The sequence below is a fragment of the Variovorax sp. AC103 genome (genome assembly GCF_979254005.1).
This window is the reverse complement of the sequence record NZ_CEEDFC010000029.1, coordinates 18,378-38,339: the sequence shown is the minus strand read 5'-3', so window position 1 is coordinate 38,339 and position 19,962 is coordinate 18,378. Positions and strand designations below refer to the sequence as shown.

The following is a 19,962-nucleotide window of genomic DNA, read 5'->3' as shown; positions in this document are numbered from 1 at the left end:
CCTTCCCCCGGAAGGGGAAGGCGCAAGAAATCCAAGGCTGCTACAGCACTTCTTCCGTCGTCACATCGAAGCGCTGCAGCGTGTTCGCTCCGAACATCATCGTGATCGGCACGTCCGCCGCGTCGCGCCCGCGCGCGATCACGATGCGTCCGATGCGCGGCGTGTTGTGGCGCGCGTCGAAGGTGTGCCAGCGGTTGCCCAGGTACACCTCGAACCACGCGCTGAAGTCCATCGGGTAGCGCACCGGCGGAATGCCGATGTCGCCGAGATAGCCCGTCACGTAGCGCGCCGGAATGTTCATGCAGCGGCACAGCGTGATGGCCAGGTGCGCAAAGTCGCGGCACACGCCCGTTCCCTCGCGAAAACCCTCCAGCGCGGTGCGCGTGGCGCGTGCGTTCTGGTAGTCGAAGCGCAGGTGCCGGTGCACGAAGTCGCAGATCGCCTGCACGCGCGACCAGCCCGGCGCCACGTTCAGGAAGTTGGCCCAGGCGAACTGCAGCAGTTCGCTGTCGACCTCGCAGTAGCGGCTGGGCAGCACGAAGGGCAGCGTGGACACCGGCAGGTCGGCCGCCGCGTGCTCCATGGCGCCGAAATCGACGGGATCGGGCCAGCCGGTGTCGTACACCACGGCGTTGTTGCGCAACCGCACGCTGCTCACGCCGAACGGAATGTGCACGCGCGCGCAGTGGTTGTCGAAGCTGTCCTGGTAGTGGTCGGTGACCAGCGGCGGACTGATGGTGATGTTTTCCGGACCCTGCAGGTCCGCAGCCCGCGACGGATGGACCTGCAGCATGTAGATCAATGCCGTGGGCGCGGTCACGCCGAGTTCGATGTCGAAGCCGATCCTGATCTGCATGGGTGTCTTTCTTCCCTGGGTGATCCGGGCGGTGCGGCCGGCGCGCGAGACAAGGGACGACAAGCACGATTGATGCCGTCCCCTGCGATGTTCCGCGTCCATGCTATGCGACACAGCCCCGCGCGCCCCACGGCAAGGACGCGCGAACCCTCGTAGGCCGGGGCGATGTGCTGTCGGTGTGCTCCTACCGAAGCCGCACGTTTTCTCCCACAAATGGGGGAGGGCGGCCACTACGGGCTGCAGGCGGCACGAAACATAACCTTGCATTTCGCTTGCAGCCCCCCGATTGCAAGCAGTTCAACCCGCCGTTCGCCCGGTTCGTTCTGTTTGTTTCCTTGGAGGGAATCATGGACTTTGCTTCGCTTTTCGACACGCTCACCACCAACTGGGGCGACGAGATCCTCGTGTGGGCCGTCGCAGCCGTTGCGGGCTGCATCTGCCTGGTGGCCGTCGTCAACGTGCTCGACATGTTCCTCGACAACAACGAAATGGGCTGAGCGCCTTCCTCATGAAAGACTCCAGGTCCACGATGACGCCACAGAACAAGGCCGCAGCAGGCCGCCGCACCGGTGCCTCCAAGGCAAGCGATGGGGGCAACGCCAAGCAGCAGCAGCTCGAGGGCTTCACCACCGAGCATCCGGCGACGCTCACCACCAACCAGGGCCTGCAGATACCGGACAACCACAACTCGCTGAAGGCGGGTGTGCGCGGGCCGACGCTGCTCGAAGACTTCATCCTGCGCGAGAAGATCACGCACTTCGACCACGAACGCATTCCCGAGCGTGCCGTGCATGCGCGCGGCTCGGCGGCGCACGGCTACTTCCAGGTCTACAAGTCGATGTCGCAGTTCACCTGCGCCGACTTCCTGCAGGACCCGGATGCGAAGACGCCCGTTTTCGTGCGCTTCTCTACCGTGGCCGGCTCGCGCGGCTCGGCCGACACGGTGCGCGACGTGCGCGGCTTCGCCGTCAAGTTCTATACCCGCGAAGGCAACTACGACCTCGTGGGCAACAACATTCCGGTGTTCTTCATCCAGGACGCGATGAAGTTCCCCGACCTCATCCACGCCGTCAAGCCCGAGCCGCACCACGAGATGCCGCAGGCTGCGAGCGCGCACGACACCTTCTGGGACTTTGCCTCCCTCATGCCCGAGAGCACCCACATGCTGATGTGGGCCATGAGCGACCGCGCCATTCCGCGCAGCCTGCGCATGATGGAGGGCTTCGGCGTGCACACCTTCCGCTTCATCAACAGCCGCGGCGAGAGCCACTTCGTGAAGTTCCACTGGAAGCCCAAGCTCGGCATCCACGGCCTGGTGTGGGACGAGGCGCAGAAGATCGCTGGCAAGGATGCGGACTTTCACCGCCGCGACCTGTGGGAAGCCATCGAGAACGGCCACTTCCCCGAATGGGAGCTCGGCGTGCAGATGATCCCGGCCGACAAGGAGCATTCGCTCGGCTTCGACCTGCTCGACCCCACCAAGCTGATCCCCGAGGAAATGGTGCCGGTGCAGAAGATCGGCCGGCTGGTGCTCAACCGCAACCCCGACAACTTCTTCGCCGAGACCGAGCAGGTGGCCTTCCACCCGGGCCACGTGGTGCCGGGCATCGACTTCAGCAACGACCCGCTGCTGCAGGGCCGCCTGTTCTCGTACACCGACACGCAGATCTCGCGGCTGGGCGGCGCCAACTTCCACGAGCTGCCGATCAACAAGGCCGTGTGCCCGTTCCACAACATGCAGCGCGACGGCATGCACCGCCAGAGCATCGCGCGCGGCCAGGTGGCCTACGAGCCCAACACGCTGGGCAGCGGCACCGAGTTTCGGGTGGACGGCGGCAGCAACGGCTTCCAGTCGTTCCCCGAGGAGATCGATCCGCCCAAGGTGCGCCGCCGCAGCCCGTCGTTCGACGACCACTTCACGCAGGCACGCCTGTTCTTCAACAGCCAGAGCGCGCCCGAGAAGGAGCACATCATCGCGGCCTTCCGCTTCGAACTGTCCAAGCTCGAAGTGCCGGCCATCCGCCAGCGCATGGTCGACAACCTGGCCCACGTGGACGAGAAGCTCGCACGCCGTGTGGCCGAGCCGCTGGGCATCGGCGAGCCCGATGCCAAGGCCGCTGCCGGCCGCGCGGGCTTTCGCGACCACCGCATGTCGCTGCCCATCGACGAATCGCCGGCGCTCAGCATGGCCGACACCGGCGACGGTTCCATCCGCACCCGCAAGATCGCCATTCTGGTGGCCGACGGTGTCGATTCGGCCTCGCTGAAGCCGATTCGCGAGGCGCTCGAACAGGCCGGCGCGCAATGCAAGGTGGTGGGCCCGCGCCTGGGCACCGTGGCCAGCGCGTCGAAGCGGCAGATCGATGTCGACATGACCTTCTCGAACACGCCCTCGGTGATGTTCGACGCCGTGCTGGTGCCCGCGGGCAGCGAAGCCGCCGCAGCGATGGGTGGCATAGGCGACGCGGTGCACTTCGTGCTGGAGGCCTACAAGCACTGCAAGGCGATCTGCACGGTGGGCGAGGGCGTGAAGCTGCTGTCGTCGTTGGGCATCACGCCGGAGTCCGAGGCGCCGGCCGGTGTCGTCGTGGCGGCCACTCCGGTCACCAACATGGGCGACACGACGGCTGCGGCGCAGGTGGCGAGCGACTTCATTGCGGCGATCGCGAAGCACCGACATTGGGACCGGGCCAATGTCGACGCGGTGCCGGCATAGGCAAAAGGGCGCGGGAGAGAAGCGGAAGCGAATGGGCTAACGTTCGATCGGGGCCAACGTCACATGCACATGCCCCGAGGCGTCCGTCTGATTGGCATCGCCGATCCAATCCCATCGGATGTCCCCGGCTGCCACCGCGATCCCGCCTGCTCCGCGTAGCGCGGTTGGCACCGGGAACGGCTGGCCCTTTTCCATGTACGTTTGCTGCCCCTGCCCCTGCCCCTGCTCATGGAATACCGCGTGCTGCGCGTGTTCCTTCTTCAAGCGCGCATGCCAGATGCCTGTCTGCGGACAGAGAGCGGTCCCGCTGCAGCTGCGGGGCACTTCCGGTGCCGGCACGTATCGCGCAATGCCCTGTGCGACATGCGGATTGATCGACAAGGCTTGCTGAACCGGAATGCCCTTGTAGTGCCAGGTCACCGCGCCATACCCTGGGGGTATTTGTTCGGCCAGATCGGGGAGGGCCTCGCCGCGTTTGAAATGCGTGGGCACCTGTGCTGCGTTCCAGTCGAGTTGCCAGTCACCCCGCACCACATCGATCCGAGGTTGCCAGTAGCCGGTGAAGTGAGCGTGCTGTTTGGCTGTGAAACCCCATGGTCTGCCGTGGCTGTCGCAGGCGTTCTCGCCGGGCGGCAATGTGACGTTGCTCGCCAGCACGTAGCCTTGAGGAATGTGTGCACGGCCGGTGCGGTTGGCCCCTGGTGTGGCGGGCGTTGGTTGCTTGACGATGACCGCTTTCGCTGCGTCGATCAACGTCGCGCGTTTGCCGTCCCAGAAGGGCAGCGCAGCGGGCGGCAGGGGAAGGACCTTGTCGAGATTTGGGAGACGAAGGTCTGGGTTGAGCTCGAGGGCCTCGTAAAACGTGCTGTAACGCTCAGCACGAGCCTGATCAATCAAGTTGCTGGTAAGCGGATCCTGATTTCTAAAGCTTGACGACAAGTAGCCAGCTGCGTCCTTGCTGCCAAATTTCACGCCTTCGTGAAGGACAACGAGCGCCCGGTCATAGTCTTTGTCGATATCCAGCGTTTGCCCAAGCCTGTACGCTGCTTCCCCAAATCCCTGCGCAAACGCGCACTCCAACATCTTGAGTCCCACGATGCGATTGCCCCAAACGCCCATCTGTGAATCGTCATAGGCGGCGTCGAGTTTGTTGCCGAGATATGTCTGCGCCGCGGGATTACCCATGTCCGCTGCAAGTTGCCAGAACCCGTAAGCCCGATCGATGTCCGGGTTGACCCCGATGCCGCGCCGGTGGTAGGTGCCCATCTTGTCGAAGGCGCTCGGCACCCCCTGTTTCATCAATCCTTCAACGATCAGCACTGCTCGTTCTGTATCCCGTTGCACACCCAGGCCGCGCTCAAGCAAGCCCGCAAGATTCATCGCGGCCTTCCAATGGCCCTCGGCTGCGGCCTGCTCCCAAAGCTGAGCCGCCTTCTTGTAGTCGCGCTGGTCGGGCCAGAGTTCGTTGCTGGTCACCGCCATACCTTGCTGGAACAGCATTTCCGATTCGTTCGTGATCGCTGGCAGTTTGGACGCTTCGTGCATGCATATGAAATCGAGCCGGTGCGGGTTGAAGGCCTTGAGGTTCATGTTGCGGGGAAGATCATTCATGGCGCAGGCGGTCAGGGTGAAGAGAACAAACAGCGCTGCGGCTGCTGCGCGCGGCTGAGCGGTGTTGCAAATACGGAGTAGCTTCAAGGTGATTAACCCAAGCGAATGGTGCTTGTGCGTTCGTCGTTGAATGCGACAAGAAAGCAGGACGGAGTTTCGCCGCGGACTTTCTTCTTAAAGTTGGTGCTGGCCTCCTTGTGCCAATCTTGAAACGTCTGAAACATCACCTTCTGATCCGTCGCATTCCCCCCCGAAAACTTCCCGTCGGTATGCTGCCCCCACACCCGCTCGCGCAGATTCGCAGCCGTGACCGCATCGTCGCTTGCGATGTTGATCTCGCTGTCCACCGCAAAGCTGCGCAGGTTCAGGTTGGCACTGCCCAGTGTGAACATGCTGTCGTCGATGATCATCAGCTTGCTGTGGATGTAGATCTCGCGATAGCGCGCCTTGTAAAGCTTGTCGCTCATGCTCTTGATGCGTTGGCGGTTCAGGCTGATGTCTTGCCCGCTCTTGTCGTACGTCGAGGTGCTGCTCCACTCTTTGAGCCTGCCCAGGTCGTCTTTCTGCTTGCTCTGCCAATTCGGATCGAAAGTCCACAGGCTGGCCACCAACGTGCGCATGGCGAACTGGCCCTCCAGCTCCTTGCGTGCCGTCTCATCGTCCTTGCCGCCGCCCGCGTCCTTGTAGGCCTGGGCAATGCTGGACAGGGGAGCCGGCGGTGGAATCGTGAGGGGATCCTTGCTTCGCCTGCGGGCTTCCTGCACGGCTTCGTAGCGCGCGATTTCTTCTTCCACCATCTTCGCCTGATTGGGCATGGACGAACCATGCCCCAGCTCCGTCACGGTGTTGTGTGTTCGCGGCACCATCTGCGCGCGTTCCGGCGTGGGCGTCACGACCATCACATGCAGCTTGGGCACGTCGGCCATGTCGAGCTTGCCTTTCTGGCAACCTGCGACTTGCTCCGCACGCAGGCGCTTGAGTTCCTTGACCCAGTCAGCGTGCTGGAAGTACTGGTTCTCTACATACAGATAGTGGCGCGCAAAGCTGATCGCGTGGTCATAGAGGCGGTGGATGGACTTCTCGCTGCCGTCCTCGGCAGGCAAGGTGCGCAGGATCTGCGCGCTCTGGCGCGGAGCGACCAAGTTCCTGGTCAGGTTCGCAGGCGTCGCCTTGAAATCGAACTTGCGGTTCACGTTGCTGCCCGCGCCTTTGCCTTTGGCTCCGGCCTTGTTCCAAGCCTCGGTGAAGTTCTTGCACACCACCGCCAGCACTTCGCCCTCGATACGGCAACCGTAGTCCTGGTAGGGCTTGAGCCCGGGCTCTGCGTCGTTCGCACCCTCCCAGCTTTTGCCGCGTCGGGGGTCGTCGAACTTGTGTGACGTGGTATCCCAGTAGTCGGTGACCGAGTTCAGTCCGAGCACATAGCCGCAGGGCCTTTCGCCCTCGTAGTCGATGACGATGGTCTTCTGGTGATGCGTGGCCAGGTACTCGAAGCCCAGGCGCTCGATGCGGCCCAGGCCTTTGGCGCTCGCTTCGCCCTGCAGACTGGCCATCACGTCGGCATGAACGCCGCCGCGCGTGCGCAGCGACAGGGCGTTTTGGCGTCCCGCCACAACATCCCTGTACCAATGCGAATTGAATATTTCCCGTCGATCACGCAAGGAAGGAGATGGAGGAAACAACAAACCCGGCTTGCTGTGTTCATAGAGCGACTCAGACTTGTAGCCCGGCATGTTGTTCACAGCGGCGCTGCCAATGAAGTCGTACCACACGAGCAGACGCACCTGCACCGGCTTTCCATTGTTGAAATCGCCTCGCGCAGCGCCCAGCAACAGATCGCCCCAGGTTTCGCCGCGCGGCCAGTGGTCGGCCGTGCCGCGTGTGAGCTCCATCGCCGGATCGAAGCCCCAGCAGACGAGGTCGATGCTGTGCTGTGCTTTTCGTATGTCGGCGGCGATCTGTTTGAAAGTTTCTTCGCCGCAGATGTAGAGGCGCAGATTGTTGTGCTGAAGTACCGGCGATTTCTCGTCCTCGCCCTTCTTCTCCAGGAGCCATTGCGCGCTGCCGATGGCGGTGCCTGTGCCAGTGCACAAAGGCACCGTCGATGTGTGCTGGGTGTCGTTCACGGGTCGCGGGTCGCTCATGAGTTGCCTTCTTTGTCGCGGTGCCGCAGGTAGTGCTGCATCCGGTTTCTGTTTTCACCGTGAGCCGCGCGATACCCGGAGGCAGCGAGCCTGTCATCGTCGGATTCAATTCCTGCCCTGACGGGCAACTCGTATTCGTTGCCGTTGGCAAGGCGCACCTTGTAGGAGCCCGTATCGCTCTGATGGTCTTCAATGAGGACTCGCCCATCGGCATCGGTGATGCCGTCGGCCACCTTCGCGCCGTCCTTGTACAAGGTGTAGGGCTCCAAGCCGAGAGGCCGGCCGTCTTGCGCGTGCGAAAGAAGCACGAAGCTCAGCGCCCCTTTTTCCTTGAGGTCCAGGTTCGACATGCCACTCGCCGACCGGGTGGGTGCGTTCTTCGGCCCGACCATGCTGTGCGCGGCGGCGTATTCCACATGCTTGCCGGAGGTGGCATCTTCGATGCCTGCGGCATTCAGGCGTATCGTGCTTCCGCCGCCATTGAGAACGAGTTCCTCCTTGGCGGTGATGGTGATTCGGTTGGCGACTTGAACGATATCGAGCTTGGCCAGGATGTTGATGCTCTCCTTGAGCGCCTTGATGTCGATGTTGCCCCCGAATGCGAAGAGCCTCATCCCTGCCTGGTAGGCAAAGAGCCGAACCGCCTGCTTGGCACTGACCAGGAAGCTCTGGGCTGCGGAGATGCTGGTGTGCCCTCCGCTGGTCAGTGCGTTGTGCTTGGCGCTGGCGATATGGGTGGACCGCGACGTGGTGGTCTCGATGCCTGCGGGGCTGGCCAACACGAGATGCGGGTCGGCCAGCTCGGGGAAGCGATCTTTGCTTGCCGGGGCGCCGCCTTTGATGGCGTCGTTCTGCGCCTTCAGGGCCTGGGTGACTTCGTCCTGATCTCCCAAGGAATGCGCCTCGGCCTGCAGCGCCGATCCGGACAAGCCCTCGTGCTGTTCGCGGGCCTCTGTCAGCCGTGCCACTGTTTCGCCCATGTCGGTGATGTGGGCCCTGGCGTTGGCTCGCCCCTCGGTGGTGAGCAACAGACCCTGGGCGGCACGAATGGCGCCATGACCATCGGTGCGCAGTTCCAGGCCTTCGCCCCGAAGGTCCTTGCGCCCCGCGTTGTCCTCGATGCGCGTGATGTGCCCCAGGCTCAGCTGGCTGTGCTGGTGGTCGCTCTTGAGCTGCGCCTGGATCTTGCCGGCCGTGTCGTCGAGCGCGAGGTGGTTGCTGCGCCCGGCTGCGCTGTTGCCACCTTCCTCGGTCAGCTCCCGGCTTCGAAAACCCGACAGCGCCTGCTGGCCCGGCAACGCCCATGGCGGCAGGTTGTTCTGGTTGTAAGGCCGCCCGGTGCAGATCGGCAGGTCCGGATCGCCGCCGTAGAAATCGACGATCACCTCCTGCCCGATGCGCGGAATCTGGATGCCACCCAGCTGGTTGCCCGCCCACGGACTCGACACCCGTATCCAGCAGGTGCTGTGCTGGTGCTTCTGGCCGATGCGGTCCCAAGGAAACTGCACCTTGATGCGGCCGAGTTCGTCGGTCCAGATGTTCTGCCCGGGCGGCCCGACCACCAGTGCAGACTGGGGACCGCGGGTGAACGGCTTGGGTTGCGTGGGCGCCGGACGCAGCGGCTCGGCCATCGGGTGCGCAGTGAAATCGACCTCGACCTTCCAGTGCTGCTTTCTGCCGGGTGCGGCATCGCGGATCTGGCTGTCTTGCCCAACGTCTTCGATCAGGAGCTGGGTATCCAGGACCAGGTACTCGGTGTTGGCCTTCTCGCGCGGGTGATTTGTGAGCTGGAAGCTGCAGCCCGGAACCATGCCACGAAGATTGCCACTGGCCTTGGCCCGGGCACCGTGCGTGCGCAGGGCCTGCATGCGCAGCAGGGCCAACTGGCGGCCTTCGCCCTGCGGGTCGTTGGGCTCGGCACTGCCTGCCTTGGGCTGTGCGCAGTGGCTGCCACCTTGGTCCGCATGCCATTGGTAGACCTCGGCGTCAGCCTGCCCGGTCGGACGCGGGTCGCTGCGCCCAACGCCCAGATCGGCCCTCGGTCGCGTGTAGTCGTAGTCCCGGCTGGTGTATCGCCCGCTCGTCAGTTGGTGGTACGGCACGAAGCTGTGGATGTACTCGGCATCGATCTTCCAGCCCGGCGCGTGGTACTCGACCTCCTGGTAGGCGGCGCTGTCGTTCTTCTTGTACGCGCCCATGTTGTCGATGAGCACCAGGCGGTGCCTTTCTTCGCCGTGCTCGAAGAAGTAGCTGATGCCCCATTCCTCGCACAACCGGCTGAAGAACTCGAAGTCGTTTTCGTTGTACTGAACCTGGTAGTCGCGTATCGGATAACTCTCGATCAGACGCTTGTCGACAGGGAAGTCGTAGCCGCCCAGCAGTTCATCGAGGATCTGGACGACGGTCTTGTTCTGGAAGATCTTGCAGTCGGTGGTGAGCGTGGCCAGGTGAAGCCAGGGGCGCAGCGTGAGCTTGTATTGCACATGGCGGCCTTCCTCGCCCAGCAGGCACGCGTCGGTGATCAGGGCGTTGATCTGGCGCACGCCCGCGCCGACATGGCCGATCGACGCACCCACGATGCCGGCAACGAACTGGCCCGCACCATCGAGCTGGACCGAACAGCAGATCTCGCGGCCGATGAATCCATCGAGATCGAAATCCATCGCGCCGCTGGCGCCGAGGTTCAGCGCATCAGGGGTCTTGAGCAATAGCTCGTAATCGAACAATGAGTTCAAGCCCTCGCGCCCTGACAAGCGAACGGGCTCCAGCGCAGGCTGTTCAAGAAAAAGAGGGATCGCGCTGGCGCGAACAGTGAGCGTGCGGGGCATCGGCGTCTTCCGTGACAGGAGAAGAAGCCGCGCAGTTTGCGAGAACCCATCCACTCACACTGCTAACAATGGTCACCCCGCCCAGGAATCGGCCTGTCCCTGCGAATTCAACGCGCAATGTGTGACGTATTGGACATTGACAAGTCAACTCTCCGATCCGGGTCGTAGTCCGTTTGCGCTAGACCTTCTTGCGAATAGCCGCCGCAGGAACCCCCTCCTAGACTTTCCCCACGAGGCCTGAACGGCGCGCACTTCTGCGACGCCGGCGGCCCGCCTCCGGCGGGCACACATGGGCCATGTGCGGGGGTGCAATGGTTTGGTTTTCGAGATGGGGATGTGCGCGCCCGGCGCTTCGCCGTGCGCGTGTCGCTGGCGAACTGGGTCTTGCGTTCCTGCTGGCCATGGGCTTCGGCCCGTGGGCCTGGGCGCAGCAGCAGCCTTCGGCGCAGGCCGTGTCGAACGCCGAGGCCGCAGGCAACCGCATGGAGCAGGCCCGGCTCGACGACACCGACAACCTGCTGGCACTGACCAGCCAGGGCGCCGTGCTGTACGGCGAGGACGCGGTCAAGCTCTCGGGCTACCAGTACTGCAGCCAGGCGGTCGCACTGGCCGAGGCCGGCGAGTTTCGCCAGAGCGTGCGTGCCGCCAGCAAGGCGCTGCACCTGGCCGGCGCCACCAACGACCCCAACCTGCTGGCCATGGCCAACCGGGACCTGGCCATCGTCTACAGCTACTCCGGCCAGCTCGAGAAGGCCGAGGAGTTCGCGCGCGAAGCGCTGCGCCACCCGGCCCGCGACCCGAAGCTGGTGGTCGGCCCGGTGCAGAAGGTGATCGGCGACGTGCGCACGCGCCGCGGCGATTTCGCGGGCGCCGTGCTCAGCTACGACGAGGCGCTGGCCAACAGCTCGGCGCGCTACGCACCGCTGGTGCAGGCCTCGCTGGTCAACGCGTTGATCGAGTCGGGCGATCCGGTGCGCGCACGGCAGGTGCTCGGCACCATGGCGCAGCCCAAGGATGCCCCCCTCACCGCCTTGCTCGACCGCACCCGCGCACGCCTGCTGCTGGCCGAGGACAAGCCGGGCGAGGCGCGCGACATGTACCGCGCGCTCACCGCGCGCCAGGTCGGCGCCGACACCGAGTACTACCGCCTCTGGGCCTGGGACGGCGTGGCGCGCAGCGAACTCGCACTGGGCCAGAAGCAGGCCGCCGCCGAGGCCGTGGGCCGTGCGCTGGGCGACGTCGACAAGGTGCGTGCCAAGTTCCGCAGCGAAGAATTCAAGATGGGCCTGTTCTCCGACCTGCAGTCGGTGTTCGAGCGCGGCGTGGCCATCTACAGCGACGCGGGCGATGCGCGCCAGGCCTTCGAGGTGAGCGAGCACAGCCGTTCGCGCGCGCTGCTCGACGCGGTGCGCGGCCGCGCGAAGATCAGCGAGCAGGCCGCCACCACCATCGACCTTGCCGCGCTGCAGCGCACGCTGGCGCCCGACGAGCGCGTGGTGCAGTTCCACGCGCTGCCCGACCGCCTGGTGGTGTGGATCGTGAGCCCGGACGGCATCGCCGAGAAGACGGTGGCGGTGAAGCGCGACGACCTCACCGAGCTGGTCGAGACCTTCCGCAACTCCATCGTGCGCGGGCGCCGCACGGCCATCGCCAACGCCGACAAGCTGGGCGCCGCGCTGCTCGGCCCGCTCGGCCTGGTGCCGGGGCAGCGGCTGATCGTGGTGCCGCACGGCCCGCTGCACTACCTGCCGTTCCAGGCGCTGCGGCTGGACGGCCGCTACATCATCGAGACGCACCCGGTGGCCGTGGCGCCGTCGATCAGCATCGCGGTGCAGCTGGCGCAGCGCACGCCGCGCGTGAACGCCGCGCTGGTGGCCTTCGGCAATCCGCGCATCGAGGACAAGTACGACCTGCCCGGCGCCGAGACCGAGGTGAAGCAGCTCGCGCAGCTGTTCCCGCGCAACACGGTGTACATGGGCGCGGCCGCCACCAAGACCCAGTTCCGCGACGTGGCCGCGCGCTCGCCGCTGATGCACGTGGCGGCGCATGCGGAGGCCGACGCGGTCGATCCGCTGTACTCGCGCATCCTGCTGGCCAACGAGGGCGGCAAGCAGAACTTCCTGGAAGCCCACGAGATCCTTGGCCTGCCGATGGACGGCACCGCGCTGGTCACGCTGTCGGCCTGCGAGTCGGGCCTGGGGCGCATCGCGCAGGGCGACGAGGTGCTGGGCTTCACACGCTCGTTCCTCTCGGCCGGCAGCTCCAGCCTGATCGCGTCGCTGTGGCCGGTGTCGGATGACGCAACGGCGGTGCTGATGAGCACGCTCTACGGCGAGCTGGCGAAGGGCCGCGACATCCAGAAGGCGATGCAGGCCGGGCAACTCGCCGTGTTGAAGGACCCGAAGATGTCACACCCCTTCTTCTGGGCGCCGTTCAACCTGATCGGCAACTGGCGCCTCACCGTGGGGAGCTGACCACATGTTGCCCGCCCCCCGAAAAAGAAGAACTGCCATGGTCACCGACATGCGCTTCAGCCAACGGTCCACGCCGATCGCCCTCGCAGTCACCGTTCTGGTAGGCGCGACGCTGCTGGTCGCCGCCCAGCGCACGCACGCTGGCGACACGACCGAACTGCTGACCACGCAAGACCCGTGCGGCACCTGCGGCCGGCCGCTCGCGCAGGCCACCGGTGCCGTGGCGCCGCAGAGCCTGCCCGCACCGCCGCGCCCCGCGGGCACGTCGTTCACGCTCAACGACCTGCGGCTCAACGGCGTGAAGGCGCTGAGCAACGAAGAGCTGCAGTCCATCACCGGCCCCTACATCGGCCGCGACGTCACGCTCGGCGACCTCGAAGCGCTGGCCAAGGCCATCACCGCGCGCTACAAGGAGCGCGGCTACTTCCTCGCGCAGGCCGTGGTGCCGGTGCAGACCGTGCGCGACGGCATCGTCGAGATCAGCGTCATCGAAGGCCGGCTGGGCAAGGTCGACGTCGTCGTCGCGCCCGATGCGCCCATCGGCGAGGCGCGCGTGCGCGGCTTTCTTGCACCGCTGCAACCCGGCGAGGCCGTGAACGCACCGGCTTACGAGCGCGCCATGCTGCTGCTGTCCGACCAGCCCGGCATCAAGGTGTCGTCAGGCCTGCAGGAAGGCGGGCAGACCGGCACCACCGACCTGGCCGTCGAAGTCACGGCCGCGCCGCGCTGGGCCTTCACCGGCGAGGCCGACAACCACGGCACCAAGGAGTCGGGCCGCTACCGCGTGGGCGGCACCGCGCGCTGGCTCAGCCCGTTCGGCATCGGCGACAACCTGGACGCGCGCGTGATGGTCTCCAACAGCAACGCGCTGCAGTTCGGCCGCGTGTCCTACGAGGCGCCCATCGGCACCAGCGGGCTGCGCGCCGGCGTGGGCCTGGCGCGCGTGAGCTACGAGCTGGGCGGGCAGTTCGCCGACCTGGAGGCACAGGGCCGCGCCAACGTGTTCGATGTGTCGCTCAACTACCCGCTGATCCGGCAACGCCAGCAGAACCTCTTCCTGCGCCTGAGCGCCGACAGCAAGGACCTGAACGACGAGATCCGCACGTTCGAATTCAACTCGAAGAAGCGCGTGCGCGGCCTCGGCCTGGGCTGGACCTGGGAGCGTCGCGACGACGTGCTCGGCGGCGGCTACTGGGCGAGCTCGGGCACTCTGTACCACGGCTCGCTGTCCATCCGCGACCCGCAGAGCCTGGCGGACGACCAGGCCTTCGGCGGGCGCCGCACCGAGGGCGGCTTCAGCAAGCTGAGCTTTCAGTTGTCGCGCCTGCAGGCCATCGTGCCGCAGCATTCGCTGTACCTGTCCGTCGGCGGCCAGTGGGCCAGCAAGAACCTCGACGCGTCGGAGAAGCTCGCGCTTGGCGGCGCGCGCGCGGTGCGCGCCTACCCCTCGGGCGAACTGCTGGCCGACCAGGGCCTGATCGGCACCGTCGAATGGCGCTGGTCGGTGAACGAAGAGCTCACGCCCTTCGTCTTCTACGACGCGGCGCGCGGCAAGCTGGCGCGCCGCCCCTCGCCGGCGGACGGCGAGAACTCCCGCAGCCTGCGCGGCTATGGCATCGGCATGAGCTGGTCGCGCCCCGGCAATTTCTCGATCAATGCGACCCTGGCATGGCGCGACGGCACGCCGCGGGCGCAGACCGATGGCGGCAGCCGCGGCCCGCGGCTGTACGTCCAGCTTCAAAAGGCGTTCTGACCATGAAGCCACGCACACGCTCATCCCGCCATCCGCTGCACCATCCGCCGCACAACCCGCCGCACAACCCGCTGTGCCTGACGCTGCGCCCGCTGGCCTTCTCGCTGGCCTGCATCGGCATGGCACCCGCGCTGGCGCAGGTCGTCCTGCCGAGCTACCAGCCGGGCATGTTCGCGACGCAGGGCATGGTGACGGTCAACCCCGTCACCACTGTCGCGCCGCGCGGCGGCCAGGCGCTCGGCATCACGCAGGGCTCGCTGCGAGCGATCATCGACTGGAACAGCTTTTCCATTGGCGCGAAGGACGCGGTCAACATCCAGCAGGCCCTGGGCCCGTCGAGCATCCTGCTGAACCGCGTGACCGGCGGCGAGCTCTCGACCATCGCGGGCCAACTCACCGCCAACGGCCGCGTGTTCCTCATCAACCCGAATGGCGTGCTGTTCAGCCAGGGGGCGAGCGTCAACGTGGGCGGCCTGCTGGCCTCGACGCTGGCAATGACCACGAGCGACGCGAACTTCCTCGAGGGCAAGACCAGCCTGGCTTTCGAGCGCGCCAACGCCGACACCACCACAGTGCGCAACCTCGGCGACATCACGGCGAGCGGCGGGCCGGTGGTGTTGATGGGTGCGGGCGTGAGCAACGAAGCCACCGGCACCATCACCGCCGACGGCCAGACCGTGGCGCTGGCCTCGGGGCGCAAGATCACGCTGGACATCGGGGGCGACGGCCTCACCAGCCTCCACATCCTGGCGGACTCGATGGCCACCAAGGCCGCGGTGACCAACAGCGGCACGCTGCAGGCCAACGGCGGTCGGGTGGTGCTGGTGGGGCAGTCGACCACGGTGGGCGACCTGGTGGTGAACCAGAGCGGCACCGTGCGCGCCCATTCGCTGGGCATGAAGAACGGCGAGATCGTGCTGAGCGCAGGCAGCGACAACGAAGTGCGCGTCGGCGGCACGCTGGAAGCCACGTCTGCCGGTGCCGTGGCAGGCGGGCGCATCGACGTGGCCGCGGGCCGCGTGCGCGTCGAGAACGCCACGCTCGACGCCAGCGGCGAGGCCGGCGGCGGCACGGTGCGGCTCGCGGCCCTCACAGGCCTGTCGGTGGCGCCCAGCGCCACGCTGCGCGCCGACGGCAGCGCCGGCAATGCCGCGGGCGGCGAGATCCGCATCGAAGCGGCGAACTACGCGGCGCTGCCGGGCGTGGGCAACGAGGTGCCACCGGCCACCGTGCTGGGCCTGCACCTGTCGGGCGAGTTGTCGGCACAGGGCTCGGGCAGCGGCAAGGGCGGGACCATCCTCACCAGTGCGAATGCGGTCGAGGTCGGCAGCGACCTCTCGGTGTCCGCGGCAGGCGGCACCCATGGCGGCGCCAACGGGCGGTGGACCTTGCAGTCCGAAAAGCAGATCGTCGTCACGCCCGCCGCACCGCTGTATGACGCGGGCGGCTACCTCAGTGCCGGGGGCGCGGCCTCCAGCCAGGTCAGCGACAAGGCCGTCGGCGATGCGCTCGGACGCTCGACCGACGTGGTGCTCGGCAGCAACGCGCGCAATGCCGAAGGCGGGCAGGAAGCGCTGGGCGTGGTGTTCGACACCGCGGCCCAGGTGGTGAAGAACGAGGGCGGCAACGCCTCGCTGCGGGTCGATTCGGCCACGGGCATCGCCATGTCCGAGCGCTCGGCGATCCAGTCGAAGGCCGGCGCCCTGAATGTCGATTTCAACGCCGACGCGTTCGGTGCGCCGCTGCCGGCCGGAGACATGCCGATCGCGAGCCTGTCCGGCCTGCACGCCGCTCCGATCGTGCTGACCGGCGCGAACATCGAGACCCGCGGCGGCAACGTGCGCTTCTACGGCCAGAGCGACGCGCAGAACGGGCGCGCCATCGGCTACACCGACGACACCTACAGCGGCGTGCAGTTCGAGAGCGCAGGCGTGCAGGTGACGGGCGGGCGCATCTCGACCTGCGAAGCAGGCGCCACCAGCTGCACGCTGGGCGGCTCCATCAGCCTGCGCGGACAGGGCGGGACCGTGGTGTCCAGCTCGACCTACTCCGGCAGCGTCGGCGTGTTGCTTGCGGGCACCGAGGTGCTCAGCGGCAGCGGCGGCATCACGATCGACGGCGTCGGCGGGCTGGGCGGCACGGGCGTGGCGATCGGCCAGTCGTTCAACGACGGCATCCCGGGAGCGCGCAGCCGCATCGCATCGGCCAGCGCGGATGTGACCGTGCGCGGCGCCACCCGCGGATGGACCGATGGCGACGGGGTCGCAAGCTGGTCGTCGCGCGCGGCGCCGGTCGGCGTCGCGGTGAGCGGCACCGACATCGCCACCGGTGGCAACGTGCGCATCGAGGGCAAGGGTGCCGACCTGGGCGCGCTGCTGGCCAACGACGCGTTCCGCAAGCTGTCGGCCTCGTCCACCATAGATGCCTCGCACGGCGTGACCGTGGGCGATTCGAGCATCGCGGCGGGGCAGGGACGGCGCATCGACGTCGTCGGCACCACCGGCAGCGCCGGCGTGGCGTTCGACTTCAACGGCGATCCGCTGCCGCAGCCCGGCGGCATCGACGAAGGCCTTACGCCTGCGGCCGTGTGGATCCGCGCAAGCGGCGCCGGCCAGGGCTTGCGCGCGGAAGGCGGGCAGATCGCGGTGAACGGCGGCACCGGCGACGTGCTGCTGCAGCGCGGCACGCAGGCCGACGCCCTGCTGAGCACGGCGAGCGACAAGGTGGCGGGTGGCGCCATCACCGTCACCGGACGCAACATCTACGCAGGCGGGCTTGCTGATGCAACCGGCACGCTTGCCGATGCGCGCGGCGTGGGCGCCGGCGGCGACGTGCGCTTCGTGGCATCGACGCGCACGAGCGACAGCACGGGCGGCATGCTGGCGGTGGCGCCGGGGCTGTCCGTGCTGGCGGACAGTGCCTCCGCCACCGGCAGCGGTGGCAGCATCCGCCTGCTGGCGGACAACAGCCTGCGCGCGCATGGCTCGCTGTCGGCGCGTGGCGGTGCGGCGGGCGGCAACGGCGGCTTTGTCGAGACCTCGGCCGGCAACCTGGACCTGACCGGCATCCGCGTCAACACGGGTGCGCCGGCGGGCACCGCCGGCACCTGGCTCGTCGATCCCTTCGCGGTGGCCATCGTGAACGGCGCAGGCGGCGGCACGCTGCCGACCAACCCCTTCGACGCGCTGGCGAACTCGACCATCCAGGACGGCGACATCAACGCCGCGCTCAACGGCGGCTCGAGCGTGAAGATCACCACAGGCACCGGCGGCGCCGGCGCGGGCAGCATCACGCTGGCCAACGACGTGCTCATCGACTACACCGCCGCGGCCGGCCCGCTGAGCTTCGAGCTCGACTCGGGCAACAGCATCCAGGCCAACGGCGTGGGCACGACGATCCGCTCGTCGGGCGCGGGCGGGCCGCTCAGCGTGGTGTTCAACGCGGGCGTCAACCCCGACGGCACGCCCTCCGCGTCCACCGGCAGCATCACGTACAACGGCAGCATCGACACGCGCGGGGGCAGCGTCACGATGACCGCGCGCGGCGACGGCACGCCGACCAGCGGGCAGATCGGCATGAACGGCGCGCAGGTGCAGACCGGCGGTGGCGCCGTCACCCTCTACAGCGGCCAGGCGGGCGCGCCCACGGGCTATGTCACGCTGGTCGATTCGCAGATCGACACGCGCGTGGGCCAGAGCGACGCCGGCGCGGGCGGCGCGGTGCAGATCGCGGGCGGCAACGTCACGCTGGCGGGCGTGCAGATCGCGAGTTCCACCGGCGCCATCGACATCCGCGGCAGCTCGGCGGACTGGAACAGCGGCGTGGTCATCACCGACGGCCGCGTGCTCTCGGCACTGTCGACGACCAGCGGCAACGTGACGGTGCAGGGCGTGGCGCGGCGCCAGCCCTCGTCGACCTTTGCCGGCTCGCACGGCGTGCTGGTGAACGGCGGCAGCACCCTCACGACCGGCAGCGGCAACATTGCGCTGCGCGGCTACAACTTCAACAACGACGCCACCGCGCCCGCCGTGGGCGGCGACAGCGGCGTGCGGCTGGAGAACGGCGCGCGGCTCGTCACCACCGGCGGCGGCGGCATCGAGATCACCGGCCGTTCGCAGAACGGCGGCACGGGCGTCGCCATCGAGGCCGGCGGTTCGCCCACCGTGCCGGGCGCGCAGCCGGTGGTGCAGGGCAGCGGTAACGTGGTGCTGCGGGCAGTGAACGACGGCAGCACCGACGCCATCGTGATCGGTGCGCCGGTGAGCGCGGCCGGCGCCATCGACCTGCGCCCGGGCGGCATGGACGGCAACTTCGCGGTGTCCGACGCCACCGCCACGCCCATCGTCCTCGGCGGCGCGGGCACGGGCGGCTTCTCGGTGTCGGGCGCCGAGTTCGCCCGGCTCGGCGCGCCCACCATCGTGGCGGGCAGCAGCACGCATGCGGCGGACATCACCGTGGCCGGGGCGCTGGCCACGCCGGGGGCGTTGACGCTGCAGAACGATGGGGGCGGCAACATCGCGGTCAACGGCGCGATCAGTGCGTCGCAGGTGGGGCTGCTGTCGGCCGGCAACATTGCGCAATCGGCGGCGGGCGCCATCGCCGCCAACCGCCTGCTCGCGCGCTCGCTCAAGGGCGACGTCGACCTGCGCAACCCGGCGAACGACGTGGCCACCGTGGGCGGCGGCGCCGCGGGCGGCTTCGGCTATGTGGACGCCAACGCGGTCACCCTCGGCGCCTTGAGCGTCACCGGCTTCGACGCGGCCACCAACCAGGCGGTGCCCAGCGGCGTGGCGTCGATGGCGGCCGGCACGGTGTTCGTGCGCACGCTGGCGGACGACCTCACGCTGGCCACGGCGGTGGTGGCCGGCACGGGCACCGACCTGGTGGCGGCGGCGCGCTTCCAGAACCCGGGCAGCTTCGCCATCGGCGGCGGCGCGTGGCGCATCTGGGCCGACACCTGGGTGGGCGAGACGCGCGGCGGCCTCGCCGGCACCGGCACGCTGCCCAACCTGTACCACTGCGCCTACCTGGGCCTGTGCACGGTGACGGTGCCGGCGGGCGGCAACCACTTCATCTACGCGCAGCAACCGACCGCCACCGTGATCATCGACAACGCCGCGCGGCCCCAGGGCGCGCCGAACCCGAGCTTCACGTACAGCGTGATCGGGTTGATATTGGGCGACGGCGCGTCCAGCTTCAGCGGCGCGCCGGGCACCAGCGCCAACATCTTCAGCCCGGCGGGCAACTACCTGATCGACGGCGCCTTCGCTTCGGCCGCAGGCTATGCGGTGAAGGTGGTGCCGGGCAACCTGCGCGTGGATGCGGGCCCTGCCGTGCCGCTGTTCCAGCGTCCCGATCTGCCCTCGGTGGACGTGGTGCGCGAGATGCCTTCGACCTACCTCTACGACCGCAACATCGGCCAGGCGCCGATCTGCCTGGCGACAGGCCCGCTGGACGGCGACCGCGCCTCGCAAGCCGGCGACGTGCTGGCGCGCGAGTGGTCGCGCGTGCGTTCCCGGCCCAACCTGCTGAGCTGCGTCAACACCGAGCGGCGCAACGGCTGCTCGGACTTCTGAGCCG

The 19,962-nt window shown here is 67.4% G+C and carries 9 protein-coding genes; 5 read left to right on the top strand and 4 right to left on the bottom strand.

What is annotated here, in order from left to right; all coding sequences use genetic code 11:
- Positions 1 to 40: 40 nt before the first annotated feature.
- Positions 41 to 856, bottom strand: coding sequence for a transglutaminase-like domain-containing protein (locus AC0IYU_RS30970; RefSeq protein WP_472125176.1), 816 nt, complete (start codon positions 854 to 856; stop codon positions 41 to 43).
- A gap of 347 nt (positions 857 to 1,203) precedes the next feature.
- Between AC0IYU_RS30970 and AC0IYU_RS30965 the strand changes: the two genes are divergently transcribed.
- Both AC0IYU_RS30965 and katE read left to right on the top strand, forming a co-directional pair.
- On the top strand, positions 1,204 to 1,353 hold the full coding sequence (locus tag AC0IYU_RS30965; RefSeq protein ID WP_435437749.1) for a hypothetical protein: 150 nt from the start codon (positions 1,204 to 1,206) through the stop codon (positions 1,351 to 1,353).
- Positions 1,354 to 1,385: 32 nt separating this feature from the next.
- The gene (katE, locus tag AC0IYU_RS30960) at positions 1,386 to 3,572 is read left to right on the top strand and encodes a catalase HPII (protein WP_472125173.1); all 2,187 of its coding nucleotides are present in this window, start codon (positions 1,386 to 1,388) and stop codon (positions 3,570 to 3,572) included.
- Positions 3,573 to 3,608: 36 nt separating this feature from the next.
- Here the strand turns inward: katE and AC0IYU_RS30955 are convergent, their stop codons facing one another.
- Genes AC0IYU_RS30955 through AC0IYU_RS30945 form a run of 3 tightly spaced genes read right to left on the bottom strand, consistent with a single transcriptional unit; the run spans position 3,609 to position 10,155 of the window.
- Positions 3,609 to 5,270 carry an SEL1-like repeat protein gene (locus tag AC0IYU_RS30955; RefSeq protein WP_472125170.1) on the bottom strand — a complete coding sequence of 554 codons (1,662 nt, stop codon included), beginning with the start codon at positions 5,268 to 5,270 and terminating at the stop codon, positions 3,609 to 3,611.
- 5 nt (positions 5,271 to 5,275) lie between these two features.
- On the bottom strand, positions 5,276 to 7,327 hold the full coding sequence (locus AC0IYU_RS30950; RefSeq protein WP_472125167.1) for a phospholipase D-like domain-containing protein: 2,052 nt from the start codon (positions 7,325 to 7,327) through the stop codon (positions 5,276 to 5,278).
- Positions 7,324 to 10,155 (bottom strand): type VI secretion system Vgr family protein, encoded by a 2,832-nt coding sequence (locus AC0IYU_RS30945; RefSeq protein WP_472125164.1) that lies wholly within the window; start codon positions 10,153 to 10,155, stop codon positions 7,324 to 7,326. The genes AC0IYU_RS30950 and AC0IYU_RS30945 overlap by 4 nt, the downstream gene beginning before the upstream one ends.
- A 401-nt stretch (positions 10,156 to 10,556) precedes the next feature.
- On the opposite strand from AC0IYU_RS30945, the gene AC0IYU_RS30940 reads away from it, so the two are divergent.
- The 3 genes from AC0IYU_RS30940 to AC0IYU_RS30930 are packed head-to-tail and all read left to right on the top strand — an operon-like array spanning position 10,557 to position 19,958.
- Positions 10,557 to 12,629: a CHAT domain-containing protein gene (locus AC0IYU_RS30940; protein ID WP_435488179.1), complete on the top strand. Its 2,073-nt coding sequence runs from the start codon at positions 10,557 to 10,559 to the stop codon at positions 12,627 to 12,629.
- Positions 12,630 to 12,666: 37 nt separating this feature from the next.
- Complete coding sequence (locus AC0IYU_RS30935) at positions 12,667 to 14,382, top strand: ShlB/FhaC/HecB family hemolysin secretion/activation protein (protein ID WP_472125161.1); 1,716 nt, start codon at positions 12,667 to 12,669, stop codon at positions 14,380 to 14,382.
- Between the two features lie 2 nt (positions 14,383 to 14,384).
- The gene (locus AC0IYU_RS30930) at positions 14,385 to 19,958 is read left to right on the top strand and encodes a two-partner secretion domain-containing protein (protein WP_472125159.1); all 5,574 of its coding nucleotides are present in this window, start codon (positions 14,385 to 14,387) and stop codon (positions 19,956 to 19,958) included.
- Positions 19,959 to 19,962: the final 4 nt, after the last annotated feature.